The 19,493-nt window shown below is 63.3% G+C and carries 18 protein-coding genes; 7 read left to right on the top strand and 11 right to left on the bottom strand.

Annotated elements, in window-relative coordinates:
- The first annotated feature begins 126 nt into the window (after nucleotides 1-126).
- Entirely contained in the window at nucleotides 127-1,032 is a 906-nt protein-coding gene (locus AMS69_RS15400) for a ParA family protein (protein WP_080508851.1), read from the top strand.
- The gene (locus AMS69_RS15395; protein ID WP_053968965.1) at nucleotides 1,029-2,009 is read left to right on the top strand and encodes a chemotaxis protein CheW; all 981 of its coding nucleotides are present in this window, start codon (nucleotides 1,029-1,031) and stop codon (nucleotides 2,007-2,009) included. Before AMS69_RS15400 ends, AMS69_RS15395 begins: the two co-directional genes overlap by 4 nt.
- 265 nt (nucleotides 2,010-2,274) lie before the next feature.
- Here the strand turns inward: AMS69_RS15395 and AMS69_RS15390 are convergent, their stop codons facing one another.
- Nucleotides 2,275-2,592 (bottom strand): RPA12/RPB9/RPC11 RNA polymerase family protein, encoded by a 318-nt coding sequence (locus AMS69_RS15390; RefSeq protein ID WP_053968964.1) that lies wholly within the window; start codon nucleotides 2,590-2,592, stop codon nucleotides 2,275-2,277.
- A 135-nt stretch (nucleotides 2,593-2,727) separates the two neighbouring features.
- Entirely contained in the window at nucleotides 2,728-3,873 is a 1,146-nt protein-coding gene (locus AMS69_RS15385; RefSeq protein ID WP_053968963.1) for an NAD(P)/FAD-dependent oxidoreductase, read from the bottom strand.
- Between the two features lie 110 nt (nucleotides 3,874-3,983).
- Between AMS69_RS15385 and AMS69_RS15380 the strand changes: the two genes are divergently transcribed.
- Complete coding sequence (locus tag AMS69_RS15380; RefSeq protein ID WP_053968962.1) at nucleotides 3,984-5,204, top strand: PAS domain S-box protein; 1,221 nt, start codon at nucleotides 3,984-3,986, stop codon at nucleotides 5,202-5,204.
- A gap of 1 nt (nucleotide 5,205) precedes the next feature.
- Here AMS69_RS15380 and mvaD read toward each other — a convergent pair whose 3' ends face one another.
- The 3 genes from mvaD to msrA form a co-directional block, all read right to left on the bottom strand.
- Nucleotides 5,206-6,180: a phosphomevalonate decarboxylase MvaD gene (mvaD, locus tag AMS69_RS15375; protein WP_053968961.1), complete on the bottom strand. Its 975-nt coding sequence runs from the start codon at nucleotides 6,178-6,180 to the stop codon at nucleotides 5,206-5,208.
- A gap of 92 nt (nucleotides 6,181-6,272) precedes the next feature.
- Nucleotides 6,273-6,809 (bottom strand): cob(I)yrinic acid a,c-diamide adenosyltransferase, encoded by a 537-nt coding sequence (locus AMS69_RS15370; RefSeq protein ID WP_053968960.1) that lies wholly within the window; start codon nucleotides 6,807-6,809, stop codon nucleotides 6,273-6,275.
- 93 nt (nucleotides 6,810-6,902) lie between these two features.
- Nucleotides 6,903-7,571: a peptide-methionine (S)-S-oxide reductase MsrA gene (gene msrA, locus AMS69_RS15365; RefSeq protein WP_053968959.1), complete on the bottom strand. Its 669-nt coding sequence runs from the start codon at nucleotides 7,569-7,571 to the stop codon at nucleotides 6,903-6,905.
- Between the two features lie 91 nt (nucleotides 7,572-7,662).
- On the opposite strand from msrA, the gene AMS69_RS20710 reads away from it, so the two are divergent.
- The 3 genes from AMS69_RS20710 (at nucleotide 7,663) to AMS69_RS15355 (ending at nucleotide 8,512) form a co-directional block, all read left to right on the top strand.
- Nucleotides 7,663-7,833 (top strand): DUF7838 family putative zinc beta-ribbon protein, encoded by a 171-nt coding sequence (locus tag AMS69_RS20710; RefSeq protein WP_167768497.1) that lies wholly within the window; start codon nucleotides 7,663-7,665, stop codon nucleotides 7,831-7,833.
- A 68-nt stretch (nucleotides 7,834-7,901) separates the two neighbouring features.
- Entirely contained in the window at nucleotides 7,902-8,105 is a 204-nt protein-coding gene (locus AMS69_RS15360; RefSeq protein WP_053968958.1) for a DUF7511 domain-containing protein, read from the top strand.
- A gap of 38 nt (nucleotides 8,106-8,143) precedes the next feature.
- Complete coding sequence (locus AMS69_RS15355) at nucleotides 8,144-8,512, top strand: response regulator (protein ID WP_053968957.1); 369 nt, start codon at nucleotides 8,144-8,146, stop codon at nucleotides 8,510-8,512.
- Here the strand turns inward: AMS69_RS15355 and AMS69_RS15350 are convergent.
- The 6 genes from AMS69_RS15350 to AMS69_RS15325 form a co-directional block, all read right to left on the bottom strand.
- On the bottom strand, nucleotides 8,509-12,396 hold the full coding sequence (locus tag AMS69_RS15350; protein ID WP_053968956.1) for a PAS domain S-box protein: 3,888 nt from the start codon (nucleotides 12,394-12,396) through the stop codon (nucleotides 8,509-8,511). The genes AMS69_RS15355 and AMS69_RS15350 overlap by 4 nt on opposite strands.
- A gap of 76 nt (nucleotides 12,397-12,472) precedes the next feature.
- Nucleotides 12,473-13,894 carry an aminomethyl-transferring glycine dehydrogenase subunit GcvPB gene (gene gcvPB, locus AMS69_RS15345; RefSeq protein ID WP_053969140.1) on the bottom strand — a complete coding sequence of 474 codons (1,422 nt, stop codon included), beginning with the start codon at nucleotides 13,892-13,894 and terminating at the stop codon, nucleotides 12,473-12,475.
- Nucleotides 13,895-13,976: 82 nt separating this feature from the next.
- Complete coding sequence (gene gcvPA, locus AMS69_RS15340) at nucleotides 13,977-15,320, bottom strand: aminomethyl-transferring glycine dehydrogenase subunit GcvPA (protein ID WP_053968955.1); 1,344 nt, start codon at nucleotides 15,318-15,320, stop codon at nucleotides 13,977-13,979.
- A 108-nt stretch (nucleotides 15,321-15,428) separates the two neighbouring features.
- Nucleotides 15,429-15,812, bottom strand: a complete 384-nt coding sequence (gene gcvH, locus AMS69_RS15335; RefSeq protein WP_053968954.1) for a glycine cleavage system protein GcvH — start codon at nucleotides 15,810-15,812, stop codon at nucleotides 15,429-15,431.
- The gene (gene gcvT, locus AMS69_RS15330) at nucleotides 15,809-16,900 is read right to left on the bottom strand and encodes a glycine cleavage system aminomethyltransferase GcvT (RefSeq protein WP_053968953.1); all 1,092 of its coding nucleotides are present in this window, start codon (nucleotides 16,898-16,900) and stop codon (nucleotides 15,809-15,811) included. The genes gcvH and gcvT overlap by 4 nt, the downstream gene beginning before the upstream one ends.
- 144 nt (nucleotides 16,901-17,044) lie before the next feature.
- Nucleotides 17,045-18,841: a sensor histidine kinase gene (locus AMS69_RS15325; RefSeq protein WP_053968952.1), complete on the bottom strand. Its 1,797-nt coding sequence runs from the start codon at nucleotides 18,839-18,841 to the stop codon at nucleotides 17,045-17,047.
- A 162-nt stretch (nucleotides 18,842-19,003) separates the two neighbouring features.
- Between AMS69_RS15325 and AMS69_RS15320 the strand changes: the two genes are divergently transcribed.
- A complete protein-coding gene (locus AMS69_RS15320; protein WP_053968951.1) occupies nucleotides 19,004-19,450 on the top strand; it encodes an NYN domain-containing protein in 447 nt (148 codons plus the stop codon).
- Nucleotides 19,451-19,493: the final 43 nt, after the last annotated feature.

Here is a 19,493-nt window from a genome sequence, read left to right as displayed (position 1 = left end):
TCAGACGGCCGTCATGCACACGCTCGCGGGCGTTTCGGTTTCGTCCGTGTTCCGTCCCCCAGTTGCGAGGTTGATAATCGGGACCACATTTTTATAGTGACTCGGAGTCGACCTGTGGATACTTGGATGATGAACCGGCAATCAGAAACCGGTCCAGCCCGCTTCTGTGTGACGAACGCGAAAGGTGGGACCGGAAAGACGACAGTTGCTATCAACGTAGCCGGTGCACTGAACGACCGCGGCCGGGACGTCCTCTTTATTGACCTCGACCCACAGGGCAACGCCACGGAAGGCGTCGGTCTCGTCGAGGCGTACGACGCCGACCCGCCGACGCTGTTCGACGCACTGACCGGCGACCCATCGGCGCTGGGTGAGCTTATCTGCGAGGGCGAGGAGATGGACGTGATCCCCTCCAGCATCGACATGCTCCAGGCCGAGCACGAACTGACCATCGCCGACCTCATCGCCCGGGTCAACACCCAGGGCGGGGATATCGACCAGGGCGCGCTGGCCTCGTTCGCTATTAACATCACACCGGAGATGGTGACGGGGTCACACGCGCTCGACACGCTCGACCGGGCGCTGTCGACGCTTGAGACCGAGTACGACTACGTTATCATCGACTGTCCGCCGTTCTACGGGAAGCTGACTGACACCGGCATGTACGCCGCACAGAACGTCCTCATTCCCGCACTGACCGAAGCGACCTCCGAGCGGGCCATCGAACTGCTGATGGACCAGATGGCCGCGATGGAGCGCCAGACCGACGCGTCGATCAACACGCTCGGCGTCGTCGCCAACCGGGTTGAAACGACATCCGAAGACGAGACGATGCTCGAATGGTTCAACATGGCGTTCCCGGACAGTCCCGTCTGGGAGGTCCGCAAGCGGGTGGCGCTGCAGCGCGCGTTCAGCGCCGGCCAGTCTATCTTCGCGACAGAGGAATCGTGTGACATGGCGGCTGTCTTCGAGGACATCGCCGCAGAACTCGACAAGCAGTTCGGCTTTACCGACACAGAGGTACCAGCATGAGTGACGACGAACGTATGGACAGGGCGGAGCGCATCCGACAGATGCGCGAGGGGAACAAGGCAGAGACTACCGACGACACCGAGGAGACGGACGATGCCTCCGCGGAGGGGTCCAGTGACCAGTCCGGCGACGGTGGAAACGAGGAGACGCCGGTCGGGGCCGCTGACGCGGAACCGTCGGCCCCACAGAGCGACGACGCGCCTGACGAAGCGGCGACCGATGGACAGGCTCCTGACGACGGCGACAGTGACGCGAACGCTGCTGGCGCAACCACTGCCCAGAGCGATACTGACGCGATGGCCGCCGCACAGCGAGCGGCAGAGGCCTCCGCACAGATGACCGGTGAGAACGTCGACGCCGGTGTTGCCGACCAGCCGACGGATGACCTTTCGGCGTCGGCCAGCCCGATGCAGGGACCGACCGGCGTCGAGTTGCCGGACCAGGAACTCATCGAGGAGGCGATGGCGTCGGACAACACCGCCACGACCGAGGGTGGCGCTCGCGCCGCGGCTATCGACGACGACGCGACCCAGACAGAGGAACTGGTCCGGGTACTCGAATTCGCGCTCGGCGACGAGTACTACTGTCTCGACATCGACTACGTCGAGGAGATTGTCAAGCGCGAAACAGTCACTCGCGTCCCTAATACCGAGGACTACGTCGAGGGCGTCGTCGACCTCCGGGGCCAGATCACCACGATCCTCAACCCCAAGGAGATGATGGACATCGACAGCGATGGGACCGAGAACCTCATCGTCGTCTTCGACGCAGGCGTGTTCGAGGAACAGGGTGCGATGGGCTGGATCGTCGACGAGGTCCGGCAGGTCGTCCCCGTCGCCGAGTCTGAAGTGAACACCGCCCCGGTCGACGGCGATTACATCAACGGCGTCGTCGACCGCGATGACGAGGACGAGTTCGTTATCTGGATCGAACCCGACGACGTGCTCGGGAACGCAACCGCGGACGGCGAGGACTGACGCGCCGCTGTACTGTTTTCAGCCGCATTGCAGCCCCTCATAGGGGACATAACTGCCGTGCTGTATAGAGCGGTTCCACGCAGCACAGGCTCCGTTTCTTTTGTGTCGGAGGCGTTGAACCAGCCACTCGTTGACCGACACGAACAGTGTGAGAGTTGGTCCGGAGTCGATTCTGGGCCTGCGTGAGACAGAGCACTACCGGGATTTGAGGTGGCGATATGGCGGTCAGCGAAGATGTACCCGGCGGGGTTCGTGAGATGCGCCGTCAGGACTCGCGCCACTTGTGGCCGCAGTCGACGCAGGTGAACAGCCGAACCTCGTAGGAGCCGCCCGGCTTCGGCAGCATCTCGTAGTAGGCCCGGTCGCTGTCGCAGTCGTCCGCCGGACAGGGCTCTTGCATCGTCTCGGTGGCGTCCCGTGTCGCGTCCGCCACGGCAGGTGCCCCGTCGTCCCGCTGGGCATCTTGGGTCGCCATCGCCGCTTCTGCTTGCGAGTCCCGGGGCGTCTCGTTTTCACAGGAGCGACACACCCAGCTGTCGCCCTCTGTGTGCATTACCGACCCACACTCGTCACAGAATTGCATATACCGTCGGAATACACGGGTGTCGGATATATGTGTTAACTTCCGCTCCGCCGTGGGTTGCAGGTAACCACTCGTGCTGACAGCCGTGAAAATCTCTCGTCTTTGAGAGGGTCACCCCGGCTGTTCTCCCGCCTCTTACTCACTCTCCGGCTTCTCGTCGTGGAGGTCCAGTTCCTCGCTGACGAGATCGACCGCGTTCTGGACGGCACCCACCGTTCCCAGATAGCCCGCGCCGACGGTTGTCTTGAGGGCCAGCGCGGCCCCGCCGGTGAGGACGGAGGGGCCGACCTTCGCCACGGCGTCGTCGCCGACCGAGACGAGCCAGCCCGGCACGTTGAACTGGTACTGGGTCAGTCGGGGCTGGAACTCGCCGTGGCTTCCCTGTGACCGTTCGACGAGTGTTCCGATGTTGTCAGCGGCGACGCGGGCCTCGCGGATAGCCGCCGCCGCGCTCGCCGGCACGGCCTCGCCGTCGCTGTCGACGACCCGGGCGGCGTCGCCGACCGCGAAGGTGGATTCGCCGAGTCGGAGGTCCGCCCGGACGACGGGCCGGTCGGAATCGAGCGCCGGCGACCCCTCGATACCGCCGGTCCAGACGAACTGGTCCATCGGCAGGTCCGAGCCGTCCTCGAGCGAAATGCCGCCGGATTCGGCTGCAGCCACGCCGGTCCCAGTCCTGACTGTCACGCCGGCGTCGACCAGCGCGTCGTGGACCGCCGACTGGAACGACGGCGGGAACGACGGTGCCACGGCGTCTTCCTGTTCGAGCAGGAGGACCTCGATATCACTGCCCTCGCGCATCTCGGCCAGTTCGCCAGCCACCTGCACGCCCGACAGGCCAGCGCCGCCGACGACCACGCGGTCGCCGTCACTGCGGTCGTGGAACCGCTCGCGAATCTCGCGCGCGTCGTCGAGGCGCTTCAGTGGCGTCGCGTGTTCGCGCACGCCCGGGAGGTCATAGAACGCCGTCTGCGCGCCGAGACACACCGCCCCCACGTCGTAGGACAGCGTCTCCGACTCGTCCAGCGTCGCAACGCCGGCATCCGGGTCGACATCGGTGACCGTCGCCTGCCGGATTTCACAGTCCAGAACGGCGTCGAGGTCGACGGTAATTTCGTCGGCCAGCGACGGCCGCCGGACGACCCGGTGGAGTTCGTGCTGAACGAGATGCTCGGACTGTTCGTCGACGACGACCAGTGAGGCGGTATCGGGGAGTGTCTGTTGGAGCTTTCTGGCGAGCGTGAGCCCGGCGTATCCGGCTCCGAGAACGGCGACGCGCATACCGTTCGCTTGGAGCTAGACGCTGAAAGGCCTGCCTCAACGGAACAGACAGGCGATCGATTACCACTCCATTTATATTCATGCACCCGTTCATTTTAGGCTGGCCTAAAATGGACGACGGTGCCGAGTTACTTGTCGGCGAACTGTTTGCGTCCCTTGCTGAAGAGGGACGGACAGAGACGCGTGAAGCGTTGCTGGAAGTGTATCAAGATAGCGCGGTCCGAGAGCGGGAAGCGCTTTCGCGGACGTTGCTGTCTGAACTACTGGCGCTGTTAGACGCCCGACTCGACCGCGATGCGGAAGTCGAGATACTGGCGAACTCGGTCGGCTCGCTGGTCGAACGGTTTTCAGCTATCGTGCAGTCAATCCCTGCCGCGGTGGTCGTGATCGACGCGGACAGGTCGATTCAGTTCTGGAGCGACGGTGCCGAGCGACTGTTCGGCTGGAGCGAAAATCGAGTGACCGGCCATTCGTACGCCGAGACGCTTGCAGAGTCGCCAGCGACACTCGACAGCCTGCTTTCATCTCTCGTCGCCGGGGAGTCGCTCACCGGCGTTGAATCCTCCCACCGGCACGCCAACGGGTCGACACTCGACGTTCAGTTGTGGGGCGCACCCCTCACCGGCGAGAGTACAGACGGTGCGTCGTTGTTTGTCACCGACATCTCGGAGCAGAAACAGCGAGAGCAGCGACTCATGGTCCTCAACCGCCTGTTTCGGCATAATATCCGCAACGACGTGACCGTCATCCGCGGGCATCTGGACCTGCTCAGTGACGAACGCCAGAGTGAGCATATCGATATCATCGCGGACCGTATCGAAGATATCCGTAGTCTGAGCGAGGCTGCACACCAGATTGAGCAACTGCAACACAGCGACGAGACGGAACGACGGACCTTCGACCCAAGCGCGCTGCTCTGTGACCGGATCGGCCGTCTGCGGACCGAGCAAGCGACCCTTGCCCTTCGGCAAGACGTGCGCGTCGAAGGCCGCGTTGTCGGTCACGAACTGCTGCCGTATGCGCTCGACAACGTCCTTGACAACGCAGTCGAACACAACGACGCCGAGACGCCCCGTATCGATGTGACTGCCGAGCCAGTGAACGGAAGCGACCGCGTCGTCTTCCGAATAGCTGACAACGGCCCGGGGCTTCCTGATACGGAACAGTCGGTCCTCACAACTGGAACAGAGACGCCACTCGCACACAGCACGGGCACAGGGCTGTGGCTCACACAGTGGATCGTCCGGGAGTCGGATGGGTCAACCTCGGTTTCGGAAAGTCGGTTCGGCGGGACCGAAGTCGAGATCCGCCTCCGGCGGCCAGTCGACTAACTCAGAACAGCGCCTTGTCCTCGTCGAGAATCTGTGCGGGGCCGCCAACATCCCAAACGCGGGTGTCGACGCCGCAGTCGGCGACCGTCGCTTCGACGCGGTCGACGTACTCCTCGGTGGTGTTGATGTAGACGCTCGCGCCCGTGTCGACGGAGAAGTACACCGGCACGTCCTCATCGTTCCGGAGTTCCCGGACCGCGTTGAATATCTCGATGGTGCGGGGCTGCCAGTACACCCAGCCGGCCGGCCCGGTCATCGTTGCGGCAGCCAGCGAGAGCGAGTCCTTCTCTGCGAGGTCGAAGACGGCGTCGAAATCGCCGTCGTACAGCGCGTCGCGCATGTCCGAAATCTGACCGTGGATGTGGGCCATCCGCGACTCGAACATGTGGCTTTCGGCCGCCTCCTTGTGGGCTTCCTCGGTTTCCTTGTAGGATGGAACCATGCCGGCGACGATGCGCAGGTCGTCTTCGAGGTCCGTCTCGATGCGCTCGCTCCGGCAGTCTTTGTCGTTCATCCCGGTCCGCAAGTGCGAGAACGCGCCGGTCACCGCGCGAGCGGCCGACGAGGACCCGCGGCGCGCGACCGTCGAGATCTCAGGTCGCGTCATGTCGAGGCCTGCCGCCTCGACGAGCGCCATCGCCGCGGCGGCAAAGCCCGACGAGGAGGAGCCAAAGCCGATGTTCGTCGGGAAGTTGTTCGCCGACTCGAAGCGGACGCCATGGTCAATGCCAGCGAGGTCGCGGACGTGGTCCACGACGGCGTCGATACGCTCGGCCCCGCGGCCAGTGACTTCCTCGCCGTCGATGACGTACACGTCTTCCTCACGGTCCGGATCGAAGGCGGCTGTCGTCTTCGAGTGGCTCGGCGCGGTACAGACGGAGATGCTGTCGTGGTACGGCAGTCGCAGTTCCTCGTCGCGCATCCCGTGGTACTTGACCAGCCCCTGAATCGGATGTGCCTTCGCGGTCGCTTTCATACCTCACCCTTCCGGGCCGGTCACTTTGCTATTGCGAACCGGCGGCGCTGGCGTGGCGACGACTGCCTGTGGCATAAAACGTGGTGCGGTCGTCAGTACTCGGGGTTCTCCTCGCGGATGCCCTCGCGCTTGTTGACGAGACGGGCGAGGGTAAACAGCGCGTCGGAGAGGCGGTTCAGGTAGATGATGGCCGTCTCGTTGACGCCGGCCTCCTCGGCGGCAAAGGAGACGCAGCGGCGCTCGGCGCGGCGACAGACCGCGCGGGCGTGGTGGAGCTTCGCCCCCGGCTCCGACCCGGAGGGAAGGATGAACGATTCGAGCGGGTCCAGCTCCGAATCGGCCTCGTCGATGAGATCTTCGAGCGTCTCGACGTGGGACTCCTGTATCCGCGGGTCGTCCTCCTCCGGGCTGGGGTTGGCGAAGTCGGCCTGAACGATGTGGAGATGGTTCTGGATGACCCGGAGCTTTTCATCGATGTCGTCGTGACCGGTCGGCCTGACGACGCCGACCAGCGCGTTCACCTCGTCGACGGTGCCGTACGCCTCGATACGGCGGCTGTCCTTCGATACCCGCTCCATGTTCCGGAGGTCTGTCTGGCCCTGATCGCCGCGACCGGTATAGATAGTCATAGCTGAATCTGGCACTGCCAGCGTCTTATAGCCGTGGGCGAATCGTTGGGGAGCGCAGTCCCCCGTGCTGACTGTGGACCCTCAGCACCGCGTTCAGAGCCGACGGCGAACCTCGGAGAGCGCAGCCGGTGAGAGATCCAACTCGGCAAACAGCGCGTCGCGTTCGTCGTCCTCGCCGTGACCCGCGACAAAGCCGTTGAGCCGAGCGGCGACCGTCGAATCGACGAACGCATCGCCGTAGATATCTTCGAGTTCGTCGGCGACCACTGGCGTCGAGCGGAGTTCGTACTTCTGGTGATACCCCTCCGCCAGATAGAACCGATCGAGACCTTCGATTGCCGTCTCGACGGACTTCCCAGTCCGCGATTCCAGTTCCTCGCGTGTCTGCTGGGCGACCTCGCGCTGACGGTCGTCGTGGACCAGCACGACGCCGCGGTACTGGCGCTTGTGCGGGGCCGAGAACGGGTCGTGGTTCGCCCAGACCACGTCCAGAAGCGCCCGGTAACTCACCGCGTCGGGGTCGTACTCGACCTGCACGACCTCGGTATGGTCGCCCAGCGAGTAGTAACTGGGGTCCGGCTCGGTCCCGCCGGCGTAGCCCACTCGCGTCCTGACCACACCCGGTATCGCACCGAAGCGGGCATCCGGACCCCAGAAACAGCCCATGCCGAACGTCGCCGTTGCTGTCGCCGCCGGCCCCGGTAACTCGGCATCGACAGCCAGTGCTGTGGGATGGGTCGGCTCGTACGCACTCGGAGTCATACTGCAAGGCAGGGGTTCGAGCGGTTTGCCTGCTTCGACGCCCCGTGTGGAACCGGGAAATTCAACTGTACCCCCACGGAAACAACTCGGTATGAGCCTCGAACTCGAACACTACTGTCCCGAATGCGAAGAGTACCGCGATTTCTGGAAGGTCGCGAGCACGACGATGCATCTGGGGACCAAGGTCAAGTGGCACTGCCCGGAATGTGACTACGGGTTCGTCCGCATCGACGGCGAAGTCGACACTGGACAGGCAGCATAGCTCTCCGGAGCGGTATAGAGACCTCTTAGCAGCCGTTTTACACTGTCACCGAGAAGCATCTGTTACCGATGAGCCTCACCCCGGACGGTGCAGGGAGCGCAACCACCGAGCGACCGCAGGCCCCGCACGAACTGTCGATGACCGTGGTTGAGTACACCAGTGAACCGGACCGGTGCACCGTGTCACCGCGCGGGCTCTCCGGCGTCGCCAAGCTGTCGACGTGGATGACCGTCGATACGGAGGTCGTTGTCGGCCTAGCTGCGATGCGGTGACCGAGAGTTTTTACCGGGGAACCACGGACATAGAACCGATGAGCATCGAGGTGCTACTGGTAGACGAAGACGTAGACGTTCTGGAAATTGTCGGGACGTTTCTGGGACAGGAAGACGGGTTCGAGATAACGACGGAGGCCGACCCAGAAGCGGCGCTGGACCTGGCCACTGAGGCTGATTTCGACGCCGTCGTCAGTGACTACAAGATGCCCCGGCTCGACGGGATCGAGTTGTGTGCCGCGCTCCGCGAAAACGGTGTTGACATCCCGTTCCTGCTGTTCACGGCTCGCGAACACGACGATGTCGCAGATGCCGCCACAGAAAACGGCGTCACTGCTGTGGTTCAGAAAGGGACGGGCACGGAGCAGTACAGCGTCCTCGCCAGCCGGATACGCGACACCATCTAGAGGTCTATCCGAGGCAGTTCCAGCGTGACGACCGCCCCACCGTCCGGACCGCTACCAAAGTTCACTGTGCCGCCGTAGGTTTCGGCTACCCAGACGACCAGCCACAGGCCGAGTCCGGTTCCGTGGCGCAGTTGCGTAATCGGTTCGTCACCGGTCACGACGTCGAGTTCATGCTGTGGAATTCCCGGACCGTCGTCGGCGACCGTAATCGAGACGGTCCGTTGGTCTGTCGTCACCTCGATGCGGACCGACGGGTCGTCGCCGGAGTGTTCGAGGCTGTTTTCGATGAGTTCGCCCAGGATCCGATGTAACCGTCCATCGCCCGCTGCCGCCGACGTATCCGGAAGGTCTGTTTCGATTTTGCCGGCGTGTTTGTCACGATACGATGAGACGACATCCGTGACAGCCGCGGACACATCGACCGGGTCCGTGCCGAACTGGTCGCGGCGGACGGACCGCTCCATATCACGTGCGCGCTCGCTCAGTGACGCCATCTCTTCGGCCTTCCGCTGGAGCCTGTCGAGAATGGCGGCGCGCTCGGCGTCGTCGATTCGCTCTTCCAGTGCATCAGCCATGCCAAGGACGACAGTCAGGTCGTTCCGGAGGTTGTGCCGGAGGACGCGGTTGAGCAGTTTCAACCGACGCTCGCGCTCCCGCTGGTCGGTGATATCGGTGTAGATTCCGAATCCACGGACGCTGTCGCCGTCTCGACTGTACGGCACGCCCCGGAAGAGAAAGTCACGGAACCCCGTCTCGGTCATCAGCCGGAGTTCGGTCTGGAAGGGGTCGCCGTTCGGCTGCGTGCCGTCGAACCGAGGCAGTTCATCACGATTGGTGTCCGGTGGGCGGAGGAGGTCGGAAAGGGGACTGTCGACGGCTGTCTCCTGATCGTACCCGAACACGTCGGAAAACGCAGGATTGACTGACCTGACGACCGGGTCGCCTGCAACTGTCTCCGTCTCGATGACGGCGTCTGGAAGCGTATTAAACAGGTACGAGAACCGGTCGCGTTCGTCTTCCAGCTCCGCTCGCGCCTGTTTGAGTTCGGTCAGGTCACGGACGACACCGACGGTGCCACGGAACTGCTCCGCGTCGAGCAGCGACACGTCGATTTCGGCCGGCCGCCGCTCCCCGGTGGCCGTCTCAAGCGTCGTTTCGAGTTGGATGCCGCCGGTCCCGTCCCGCTGACGGAGGTCGGCAATGCGGCGGGTAAACTCATCGACAGCGTCCTGTTCGAGGACCACGCTCGGACGCTGACCGAGAAGCGTCGCCCGGTCGTAGCCGAGCCACTCCGCGAGCGGTTCGGTGACCAACTGGACCCGGCCCTCGTCGTCGAGGACGTACATCATGTCACGGACGTTCTCGACGACCGACTCGTACCGCAACAGGCTCCGCTCGCGCTCGACCCGGTCGAACGCGGCGGCTGCATTGGACGCGAGAATCTTCCCAACAGAGACGTCCGATTCGGTGAACTCGTGGCCCCGCTGTGCGCCGATACTCACGACCCCGTGGTCACCTATCGGAAGGTACATGACCGCTGTCAGAACATCGGAGTCGTAGTTGTCGACCCGGTCGAACTCGTCAACGACCATCGGGTCACCGCGCTGGAACGCGTCGCCAGGGAACCCCTCGTCAGCGTCGTACACCGGTCGTTCCGGGACTTTGTCACTGGCGGCGGCCGGCCGGAGTGTGTCCGTTTCCGCATTGTACAGTCTGACGAGCGCGTGGTCGAACCCGAGGTCCGACTCGGTCGCCTGAATAACCGTTTCGGCGACCTCCTGAGCCGTCTGGGCCTGCATGAGCGACCGGGTCGTATCCAGCAGTCCGGCCAGGGCCTCGTCGCGCTGTTTCTGCTCAGTGATATCCCGAATGACGCCTGCAGTCCCATCGAATCGCCCGGCATCGTCGTACAGCAGCGTCATGTGGTCCTGCGCTGGGAACGAGTTCCCCGAGGCCTGCTGGATCTCCAACTCGAACGTTTCTTCGTCGTCGCGGTCCTCGAATATCATCTCCTGCACGATAGACGTAGCCCGCTCGACCACGCCGTCGTTTTTGATGAAGCCGGTGTACGAACCAAGCAGTTCAGACTCGGAGTAGCCCGTGAGGTCGGTCATCGCCTGATTGACGAACTCGAAATACCCCTCCGAGTCAAGGGCGTACACGCCGTCGTCCACCGCCTCGATGATGTTCTCGTAGCGTTCGAGTTCGTCCTCGCGGTGGCGGCGTTCGAGTTCGTGGTTCACCCACTCTACGAGGACATTCATGAACGCCTCCTCGCTCTCGGAGAATGGCTCCGACCGTGGCCGTTCATCGCCGAAACAGAGCGTTCCGTACGGCTCGCCGTCGACCGTGATGAGGCCACCGGCGTAGCACGCGACACCGCTTTTCCGATACACGTCACCTACGTGTCCATCCTCGCTGGTGGCATCGGTAATTGCGTAAAGGTCACCGGATTCGAGCACTTGCTGGCAGTACGTGTCTTCAAGCGGCGTCTGTGTCCCGGATTCGAGAGGGGTGTTCCCGGTGACCAGCTGGATTTCGTGGACCCCGTCTTCGATACGGCTCAGATAGCCAAACGCCATGTCGAGTCGGTCCAGCCCGATTTCGATGACTCGGCTGACGGTTTCGGCCTCGCTGAGTCCGTTCCCGGTTGCAAGCTGTGTCAGCTCCTGCAGCGAGTCGTTGTTGGCACGCAACGCCCGTTCGCGCTCCTTACGCTCCGTGATATCCGTGGCGATGGCGACAAGGCGCGGGGCCTGTGCGTCCCGGTCCTCGATAACGCCGCTCGTCCGGAGCCATCGCGTCTCTCCGTCGACATCGGTACGGAACTCGGCGTCGACCCGTTCGCCGCTCTCCGACACCCGCTCGAACGCCGCTTCGAGCGACTGCCGGTCGTCGGGATGGACGCACTCGTAGAACGCCGAGACGGTGCCTTCGAAGGCCGCTGGCGTCGTTCCGAAGAGTTCCGCGGTCGCTTCGTCCCAGACCATCTCGCCGGTGCCCAGATTCCACTCGTAGACGCCGGTGTCCGTTCCATCCAGCGCCAGGTCGAGGCGCCGGTTCGTCTCTTCGAGCGCCCGTTCGCGTTCTTTTCGATCAGAGATATCCCTGAGAACGCCCGTACAGAACCACTGTCCGTTTCGCTCGAAATCGCCGAACGACACCGCAACGGTCAGCTGGTCCCCGGCAGCAGTTACGAGCGGCAGTTCGAGGTAGTCCCAGTCGACGTTCCGGTCGCCGGTCCGGCGGTAGCGGTCCACTCCCTCGAAGTGGGAGCTTCGAAGATGTTCGGGGATCACTTTCGCGAAATCGTCACCGACCAGCTCCTCGCGGTCATAGCCAGTCAGCTCAGCGGCCTCGTCGTTGGCGTACACGACTTCGCTGTCGGCATCGATTGTGACGACGGCATCGGAGATACTACCGGCGATGGCGTCGAAGGAGTCCGCGAGTTCCGGTGGGAGCCGCGTCGGCCGGCCATCGGGAGCCGCCGGTGAGCGACTTTCGTTGCCGCGGCCCGTTGGTCCGCGCCCCTGCGTCACGATATCGTACACTCGGTCCGTCAGCGACACTTCGCTACGAGGGACGTACTCGGTCACATCGAGTCGTGTCGCGCGAGCGGCGACCGAGCCGTCCGGTTCGGCCGTACAGAGTACGACCGGGAGTGCGTCGTACTGCTCACGTATCGCTGCCAGTGCCTCCAGCCCGGTGTCTCCCCCCGACAGGTACTGTTCACAGACGACGGCGTCGTAGGCGTGCTCGGCCAGTTCAGACAGCGCCTCCGCCACACCGGTGACCGACGTGACCGAAGCCGGCGTGCCGGGCATGGCTGTGTCCGCGTCATCGTCAGCAGCGCCTACGTACAACAAATGCGGCATATCGGACATAGCGTTCCGTTGTAATTGCTATACCACGGGGTGGCATATACGCTCGGGCGAGAGTATCAAATGTCGAAACGAGCGGCTACGTGTCGTCAAGCGCCTGCCAGGAGAGCCGCGGGTTCCGGGCCGCAGTCGCCTGGTCGATGCGTTTCGCCGTCGGACGCGACGGTGCGTCGGCCAGTTCGGCGTCCGAGTCACCGGCCACAGCGTTGAACGCGGCCGCGAGCTGGTCCAGCGAGCGCTTGGTTTCACCTTCCGTGGGCTCGGTCATCAACGCCTCATCGACGATTTCAGGCCACTTCGTCGTCGGTGGGTGGACGCCGTAATCGAGCATCCGCTTGGCCGCGTCTGCGGCGTCCTGCTCGCCCGCGCTGGCGACGAACTCGTGGTGGAACGGGCCGAAGGGAACTTCGTACTCAATCTGCTCGGCGAGATAGTTCGCGTTCAGCACGGCCTTCGCGCTGGCGTCCCGCAGGCCCTCGTCGCCGAGTCTGGCGATATAGGCGAAGGTTTTGAGCAGTACCGGCCAGTTGCCATAGAAGCCATGCACCTTCCCGATGGAGTTCGATGGCTCGTAGTGTTCGTAGTTCCCACCGCGCTCTCTGACGTGCGGGTTCGGGAGGAACTGTGCCAGTTCCTCGCGGACGCCGACCGGGCCGGCACCGGGGCCACCGCCGCCGTGGGGCGTCGCGAACGTCTTGTGGACGTTGTAGTGCATCACGTCAAAGCCCATATCGCCGGGGCGAGCGCGCCCGAGCAGGGCATTGAGGTTCGCGCCGTCGTAGTACAGCAGGCCGCCGGCGTCGTGGACGATGTCGGCGACGTGCTCGATATCGCGCTCGAACAGCCCCAGCGTGTTGGGGTTTGTGAGCATCAACGCGGCGGTATCGTCGCCGACAGCCGCCTCCAGCGCCTCGATGTCGACGCGACCGTCGTCGCCGCTCGGTAGCTCCACGACCTCGTAGCCGGCCATCGCCGCCGTTGCGAAGTTCGTGCCGTGTGCCGAGTCCGGGATGACGACCTCCGAGCGCTCGTCGTCGTTGTGTTCGTGGTACGCCTTTGCAATCTGTATCCCGGTGAACTCACCGGCCGCGCCGGCGGGTGGCTGCAGCGTCACGGCGTCCATACCGCCGATGCGGCCCAGATAGTCCTGTAGCCGGTGACACAGCGCTAGCGTCCCCTGCACAGTTGAATCAGGCCGGCCCGGATGGATAGCGGCGTCTGCCCGCCCAGCGACATCCTCGGTAAAGGAGGGGTTGTACTTCATCGTACACGAACCAAGCGGGAACGGCCCGCTCTCGACGCCGTAGTTCATCTGCGAAAGGCGCGTGTAATGTCGGGCCAGTTCAGGCTCGGCTGGGTCCGGCAGCGAGAGGGAGTCCCGCGTCAGGTCGTCAGGTAGCGGCGAGTCGTCGACCTCGACCGTTTCGTTCGCTTTCTCCGAGAGCAGCGGTTCATACAGGTCGTCGCTGTCGTCGGTCCAGCGCGCTTGGTCGTAGTTCACGCGAGACACCTCCGTGTCAAGCGTGACGGCCGTGGGACGCGGCTTGTCCCACGGTGGGTCGCCGAACACAGTGCGGCGAGTGTCATTTCGCCACCTCCCGGAACGCCGCGACGAACTCGTCTGTGGCGTCGGCAGTGGTCTCGGTCGCACACACCTGTACCAGATGGTCGTCGACCGCGTGGACCGCAAAGCCCTCCGCTGCGAGATCGGCAACGATGGCGCTTGCGGGCTGGTCCGTCCGGGCGAGGAACTCCCGGAAGTGATGACGGCCGTGAATCGGCGCTTTCACACCGACGATGTCGTCGAGACGGTCGGCTATGTCACGGGCGCGGGTGACACAGTCCTTGGCGAGGTCGATCAGCCCGTCCGGGCCGAGCCACGCGGCGTGCATCGCAGTTCGGAGCGCGACCCACGCCTGGTTCGTACAGATGTTGGAGGTGGCTCGCTCCTTGCGGATATGCTGCTCTCGCGTCTGGAGTGTCAGCGTGTACGCGCGACGGTCGGCGGCGTCTTCGCTGGCCCCGACCAGCCGGCCGGGGACCTGCCGCAGGTACTCCTCGCGGGTGACGAACATTCCCAGTCCGAAGCCGTAGGCGGTCCCGGTCCCCAGCGACGCGGCGTCGCCGACGACCACGTCAGCCCCGACATCGACCGGGCGCTCCAGCAGGGACAGCGCAATCGGGTCCGAGCCGAGGCAGAACAGCGCCTCGTGGTCGTGGGTCAGGTCGCCGATTGCGCCGAGTCGTTCTTCGATAACGCCACGGACCGTGGGCGATTCGGCGTACACCATCGCAGTGTCGTCGCCTATGTCGTCGGCCAGCGCCGGCACGTCGACGATGCCGTCGCTCATCGGGTAGGACTCGACCGTGAGGTCCGGTCCATCGGCGTAGTTCGACAGTACGGCGCGTTTGCCCGCACGGAGGTGTTCGGGGACCAGAATCCGGTCGCCAGACACTGAGCGGACGCGCTGGGAGAGCGTCGCCGCCTCACCCAGCGCCGTCGCATCGTCGTACATCGAGCAGTTGGCAACGCCCAGTCCCGTGAGCTCTACCAGCATCGACTGGAACTCGAAGAGGGCCTGCAGGAACCCCTGTGCGACCTCGGGCTGATACTGCGTGTAGGAGGTCAAAAACTCCGACCGGCTTGCGAGGTCGTCGACGACGCTCGGGACGTAGTGGTCGTAGTGGCCACGGCCAAGAAACTCGGTGAGGTCGGCGTTACGACCTAAAAGGCGAGCGACTTCCCGACGCGTCGCCCGCTCGCTTCGGGCGTCGATACCGAACTCGCTGTCGAAGGCAACGGACTCGGGAACGTCGAACAGCGATTCGAGGTCGTCGGCCCCGACTGCGTCGAGCATCGCCGCGGTCTCTGCAGCCGTTTGCGGTGCGTACGGACTGCCTGTCGCGTGTGAATCACTATCGCTCATTGGAGAACCACCCAGTAGCGCCGGGGTGACATGATATCGACAGCTAGCGACCGTGTCCACATTAGGTTACTCCTTTCACCCCTGCAGGGGACCGCTGCCACCAGGGGGTTACTCGATCTGGCCGCGGTACGCGTCGGGTGAGAGCAAGTCGTCGATTTCGCTCTCCTCGGTCACCGCCACCTTGAGCATCCAGCCGTCTCCGAACGGGTCCTCGTTCAGCAGTTCCGGCTCGTCGCGGAGTCGGTCGTTGACTGCTGTGACGGTGCCGGAAACGGGGGCATACACGTCCGAGACTGCCTTGATGGACTCCACGACGCCGAAGTCCTCGCCTGCTGTCAGCTCCGCCCCTTCCTCGGGCAGTTCGACGAACACCACGTCGCCGAGTTCATCCTGTGCGAACGCCGTGATGCCGACCTCTGCGGTATCGCCGGCGACGCGTACCCATTCGTGTGACTCCAGATATCGCAGGTCGTCGGGAACGTCGAAGCTCATCTATCGAGGAATGGCGTGCTCCTGGTACGTGCTTTCTTCGGTTCACCGCGGACGACAACGCGAACGGATGTGCCCGGTTCGGCGTACGCCGCCGGGACGTAGGCGAGAGCAATCGGCGCTTCCAGCGTCGGACTCATCGTTCCGCTGGTGATGTGGCCGATTGGCTCCCCGTCAGGCGTCGTCACGTCGTACCCGTGGCGCGGCACACCACGGTCGATGAGTTCGATGCCGATGAGCTTCTCTTCGGGACCGTCCGCGGCGACGCCCTCCAGTGCGTCCCGACCGACGAACTCCGTATCGAGCTTGACCGTCCAGCCGATACCGGCCTCGTAGGGTGTCCTGGGCTCGTCGACCGGATGGAACTCCTGCCCTGAGAGCAGAAACCCCATTTCCAGACGGAGCGTGTCACGGGCACCGAGCCCGCAGGGCTGGCACTCAAGCGCGCCCCAGACCGTTTCGGCACCGTCTGGCGGACAGAGGATTTCGAAGCCGGGTTCGCCCGTGTAGCCCGTCCGAGCGATCAACGAGTCGACGCCCGCGACGCTCCCGTTAGCCACCTCGAACCGCGACAGGCCAGCAAGCGAGACATCTGTCTGTGCCGCCAGCAGATCCGGCGCGTCAGGACCCTGAACGGCGATCATCGCGTACTCCTCGGTCCGATTAGTCACAGTCGCGTCAAGCCCCCGCTCGTCCCGCTCAGAGAGCCACCGTTCGGTCATCTCTCCGTCGTGCCCGGCGTTTGGGATGAACAGGAACTCATCGGTCGCGCTGTCCGGCAGCCGGTAGACGACGGTGTCGTCCAGCATGATTCCGTCCTCGTCTGTGATGGCCCCGTACTGGGCCTCGCCCGGGTCCAGTACGGTCACGTCGTTGGTGGTCAGCCGCTGTGTCAGCGTTGCGGCGTCCGGGCCGGCCACAGTTATCTGTCCCATGTGTGAGACGTCGAACTTCCCGGCCTCGCTCCGAACTGCTTCGTGTTCTGTGCGGATTGACTCGAACTCGACCGGCATCTCCCACCCGCCGAAATCGGTGAACGAAGCGTCGGCTCGCTGGTGAACCGCAGAAAGCGGTGGTGCCCGCAGTGTCATACGCGGACCTCTCGTACCGCGTGGTCTTACCGTTTGGCCCTCACCGTCTTCAGCCCGCTGATAAATGATATACGACGATATCAAATCGGCAATCGCGTCAGGCAAGACGATGGGGCCGGGCGGCAAAGTAAGGAGTCGTCTTGGTTACTCGTTTCGCGCCTGCGGGAACACGAGTTCAACTCGGGTTCCGTCGTCGTGATCTTCGTCCATCGTCACGGACCCGCCGAGGCGTCGGACAAGCCACATGACTGCCCACGGTCCGAGCCCGCGGCTGTGGGCCACTGGCCCCTCGGTCTCCAAAGCCAGGACATCGCGCTCCATATCGGGGATCGCGGAGCCATCGGCCTCAATCTTGACTGTCACCTGTCCCGGCGGTGTCTCTTCGGCGGTAAGGTTAATTGTCGGGTTTGACAGGTCGCTGTATTCCAGCACGTTCTCGACAAGAATCTCCAGTATCAGGTCGATAGCCATCCTGTCACCTTGTACCTCCGCGTCAGTCAGCGCGACCTCACTAGTCACCTCGGGATGTTGTTCCGTGAGGTCATCCCGGACATCAGTGAGCGCCTGCTGAAGGTGAAACGTCCCACCCCGGAGGTCGCGCTCGATGGCTCGGTCGAACGTCCGTGCGCGCTCGGCCAGCGAGTCAAGCTCTTTCGAGGCGCTTTCGATTCTGTTGATATGTCCGCTAGCAGCGTCAACAGTGAAATCAGGCGAGTCGAGTTCTTCCTTGAGAAGTCTCGAATTACCCCGTATCACGGTCAGCTTGTTCCGGATGTTGTGCCGGAGAATCCGACTCATGACCATGAGCCGCTGCTCTCGCTCTTTGTCTTGTGTGATATCGCGAACGATGCCCCGCAGTTTCGGCGTCCCGTCCTGAACAGTTTTTTCGGCCCGGAGCCGGAACCAGCGCTCGGTTTCGGACGCAGTCTGGCGGCGTGCCTCTAGTTCCATCGGTTCGCCAGTCTCACAACAGGTTTCGATGGCGTCGCGGACGGCCGCTCTATCGTCGGGATGGTACTGCTCGATGGCCTCCTCAAGCGTCGGATTGTACGCTGACGTTCCGTAGAGTCGCTTCATTCCGGTCGTTCCCTCTATCGTGCCCGTCTCTAGATCGAGTTCCCACCCGCCAACGTCGGCCAGGGTTTCGGTCCCGACAAGCCACTCTAGGTGTTCCTCCCGCTGTTTCAATCCCGTGGCGTCGTCCAGACCTACGACGACGCGCTCAACAGTCCCGTCCTCATCCAGTATCGGCGCGGCATTGCTCGAAAGCCACCGCTCGCTGCCGTCTGCAAGTTCTATCCAGTGCTCGAATCCGAACACTGGTTCGCCCGATTCGAGCACCTGCGTAACCGGGTGTTCCGAATTGGGGATTGGCGTCCCGTCTTCGTAGTAGATGGTCCACTCTGGTTGGGTGTACCGTCTCTGAGTGATCCTCTCGCGATCGAGACCCAGCAGCTCCTCGGCGCGCTCGTTAGCTAGCGAAATTTTGCCAGACCGTTCTACGACGACAATGCCGACCGGACTGACCTCGAACACCCGTTCGATGAGGGCTTGCTTTTTCTGCCGCTGTTTACGCTGTGTGATATCCTCCGCCAGCCATAGCACGCGCCCCATGTTATCACCGCCGACCGGCGTGACACGAGCCTCGAAGTATCGCTCTCCGTGATCAAGCGATAGCTGGTACTCGATATCCTGCTGGTCACCCGTTTGTAAAACATCCTCAATAATTGCGTAGAACTGGTCAGCCTGTGCCGTAGGGAAAATGTCCCAGAGATCCGTCCCCAGTAGTGTTTCCGGATCTCTGAAAAATAATGCCCCGTTGTGGGCGTTGTGGATGACATCGACAAAGACGCCGCTGGCGTCGATGACCATAGCTGGATCAGAAATTATCTCACAGAGCCCGTTTAGTACGTCTTGGTCGTGAAGCGCTCCATCACTCATATGTCATATCCTACGCATTGTTGCTGCCGGCTCCGGACGGAAATGCGTCCATAATGTGAGGGAGGTAACATCCTAAACTTTGTGCCGTATATTCTATATAGCGGAAAACAGTTTACCGACCGAAGCGGCACGCATAAGCAGGCCGGGCAGGGAAAGAGGCGCATGAAGCTGTTCCGTCGAATATTCAGGGAGAACGACTCATCACAGCGCGTCGGACTATTTGTCGACGGCCCGAACGTGCTCAGGTCCGAGTTCGATGTCGATCTAGATGAAGTTCGGGATATCGCAGCCGAATACGGCCCGCTGGCGGTCACTCGTCTCTACGTCGACCAGAACGCCTCGCCGGGGCTTATTCAGGCCGCTGAGGCCCGCGGCTTCGAGGTTCGGACCACCAGTGGTGACGTCGATGTCCGACTGGCTGTTGACGCGACAGACGCCGCCGTTGCTGGACAGATCGACGTACTGGCCGTTGCCTCGCGGGATACAGATTTCAAGCCGGCGCTGGAGGTGGCTGCACGAGAAGGAGTCCGAACGGTCGCCATCGCGCCGGGAGAGTATGGCCGCTCTGATGCGTTACGCAACGCGGCTGAGGACGCAGTGACGCTCTAAGATTCGAAGCGCATGACGCCAACTGTTTTTTCGGCCAGTGCTA

The sequence above is a fragment of the Haloarcula rubripromontorii genome, assembly GCF_001280425.1.
GTDB lineage: Archaea > Halobacteriota > Halobacteria > Halobacteriales > Haloarculaceae > Haloarcula > Haloarcula rubripromontorii.
Note: the sequence above shows the minus strand (reverse complement) of the source record. Positions and strands in the feature narration are given on the sequence as shown.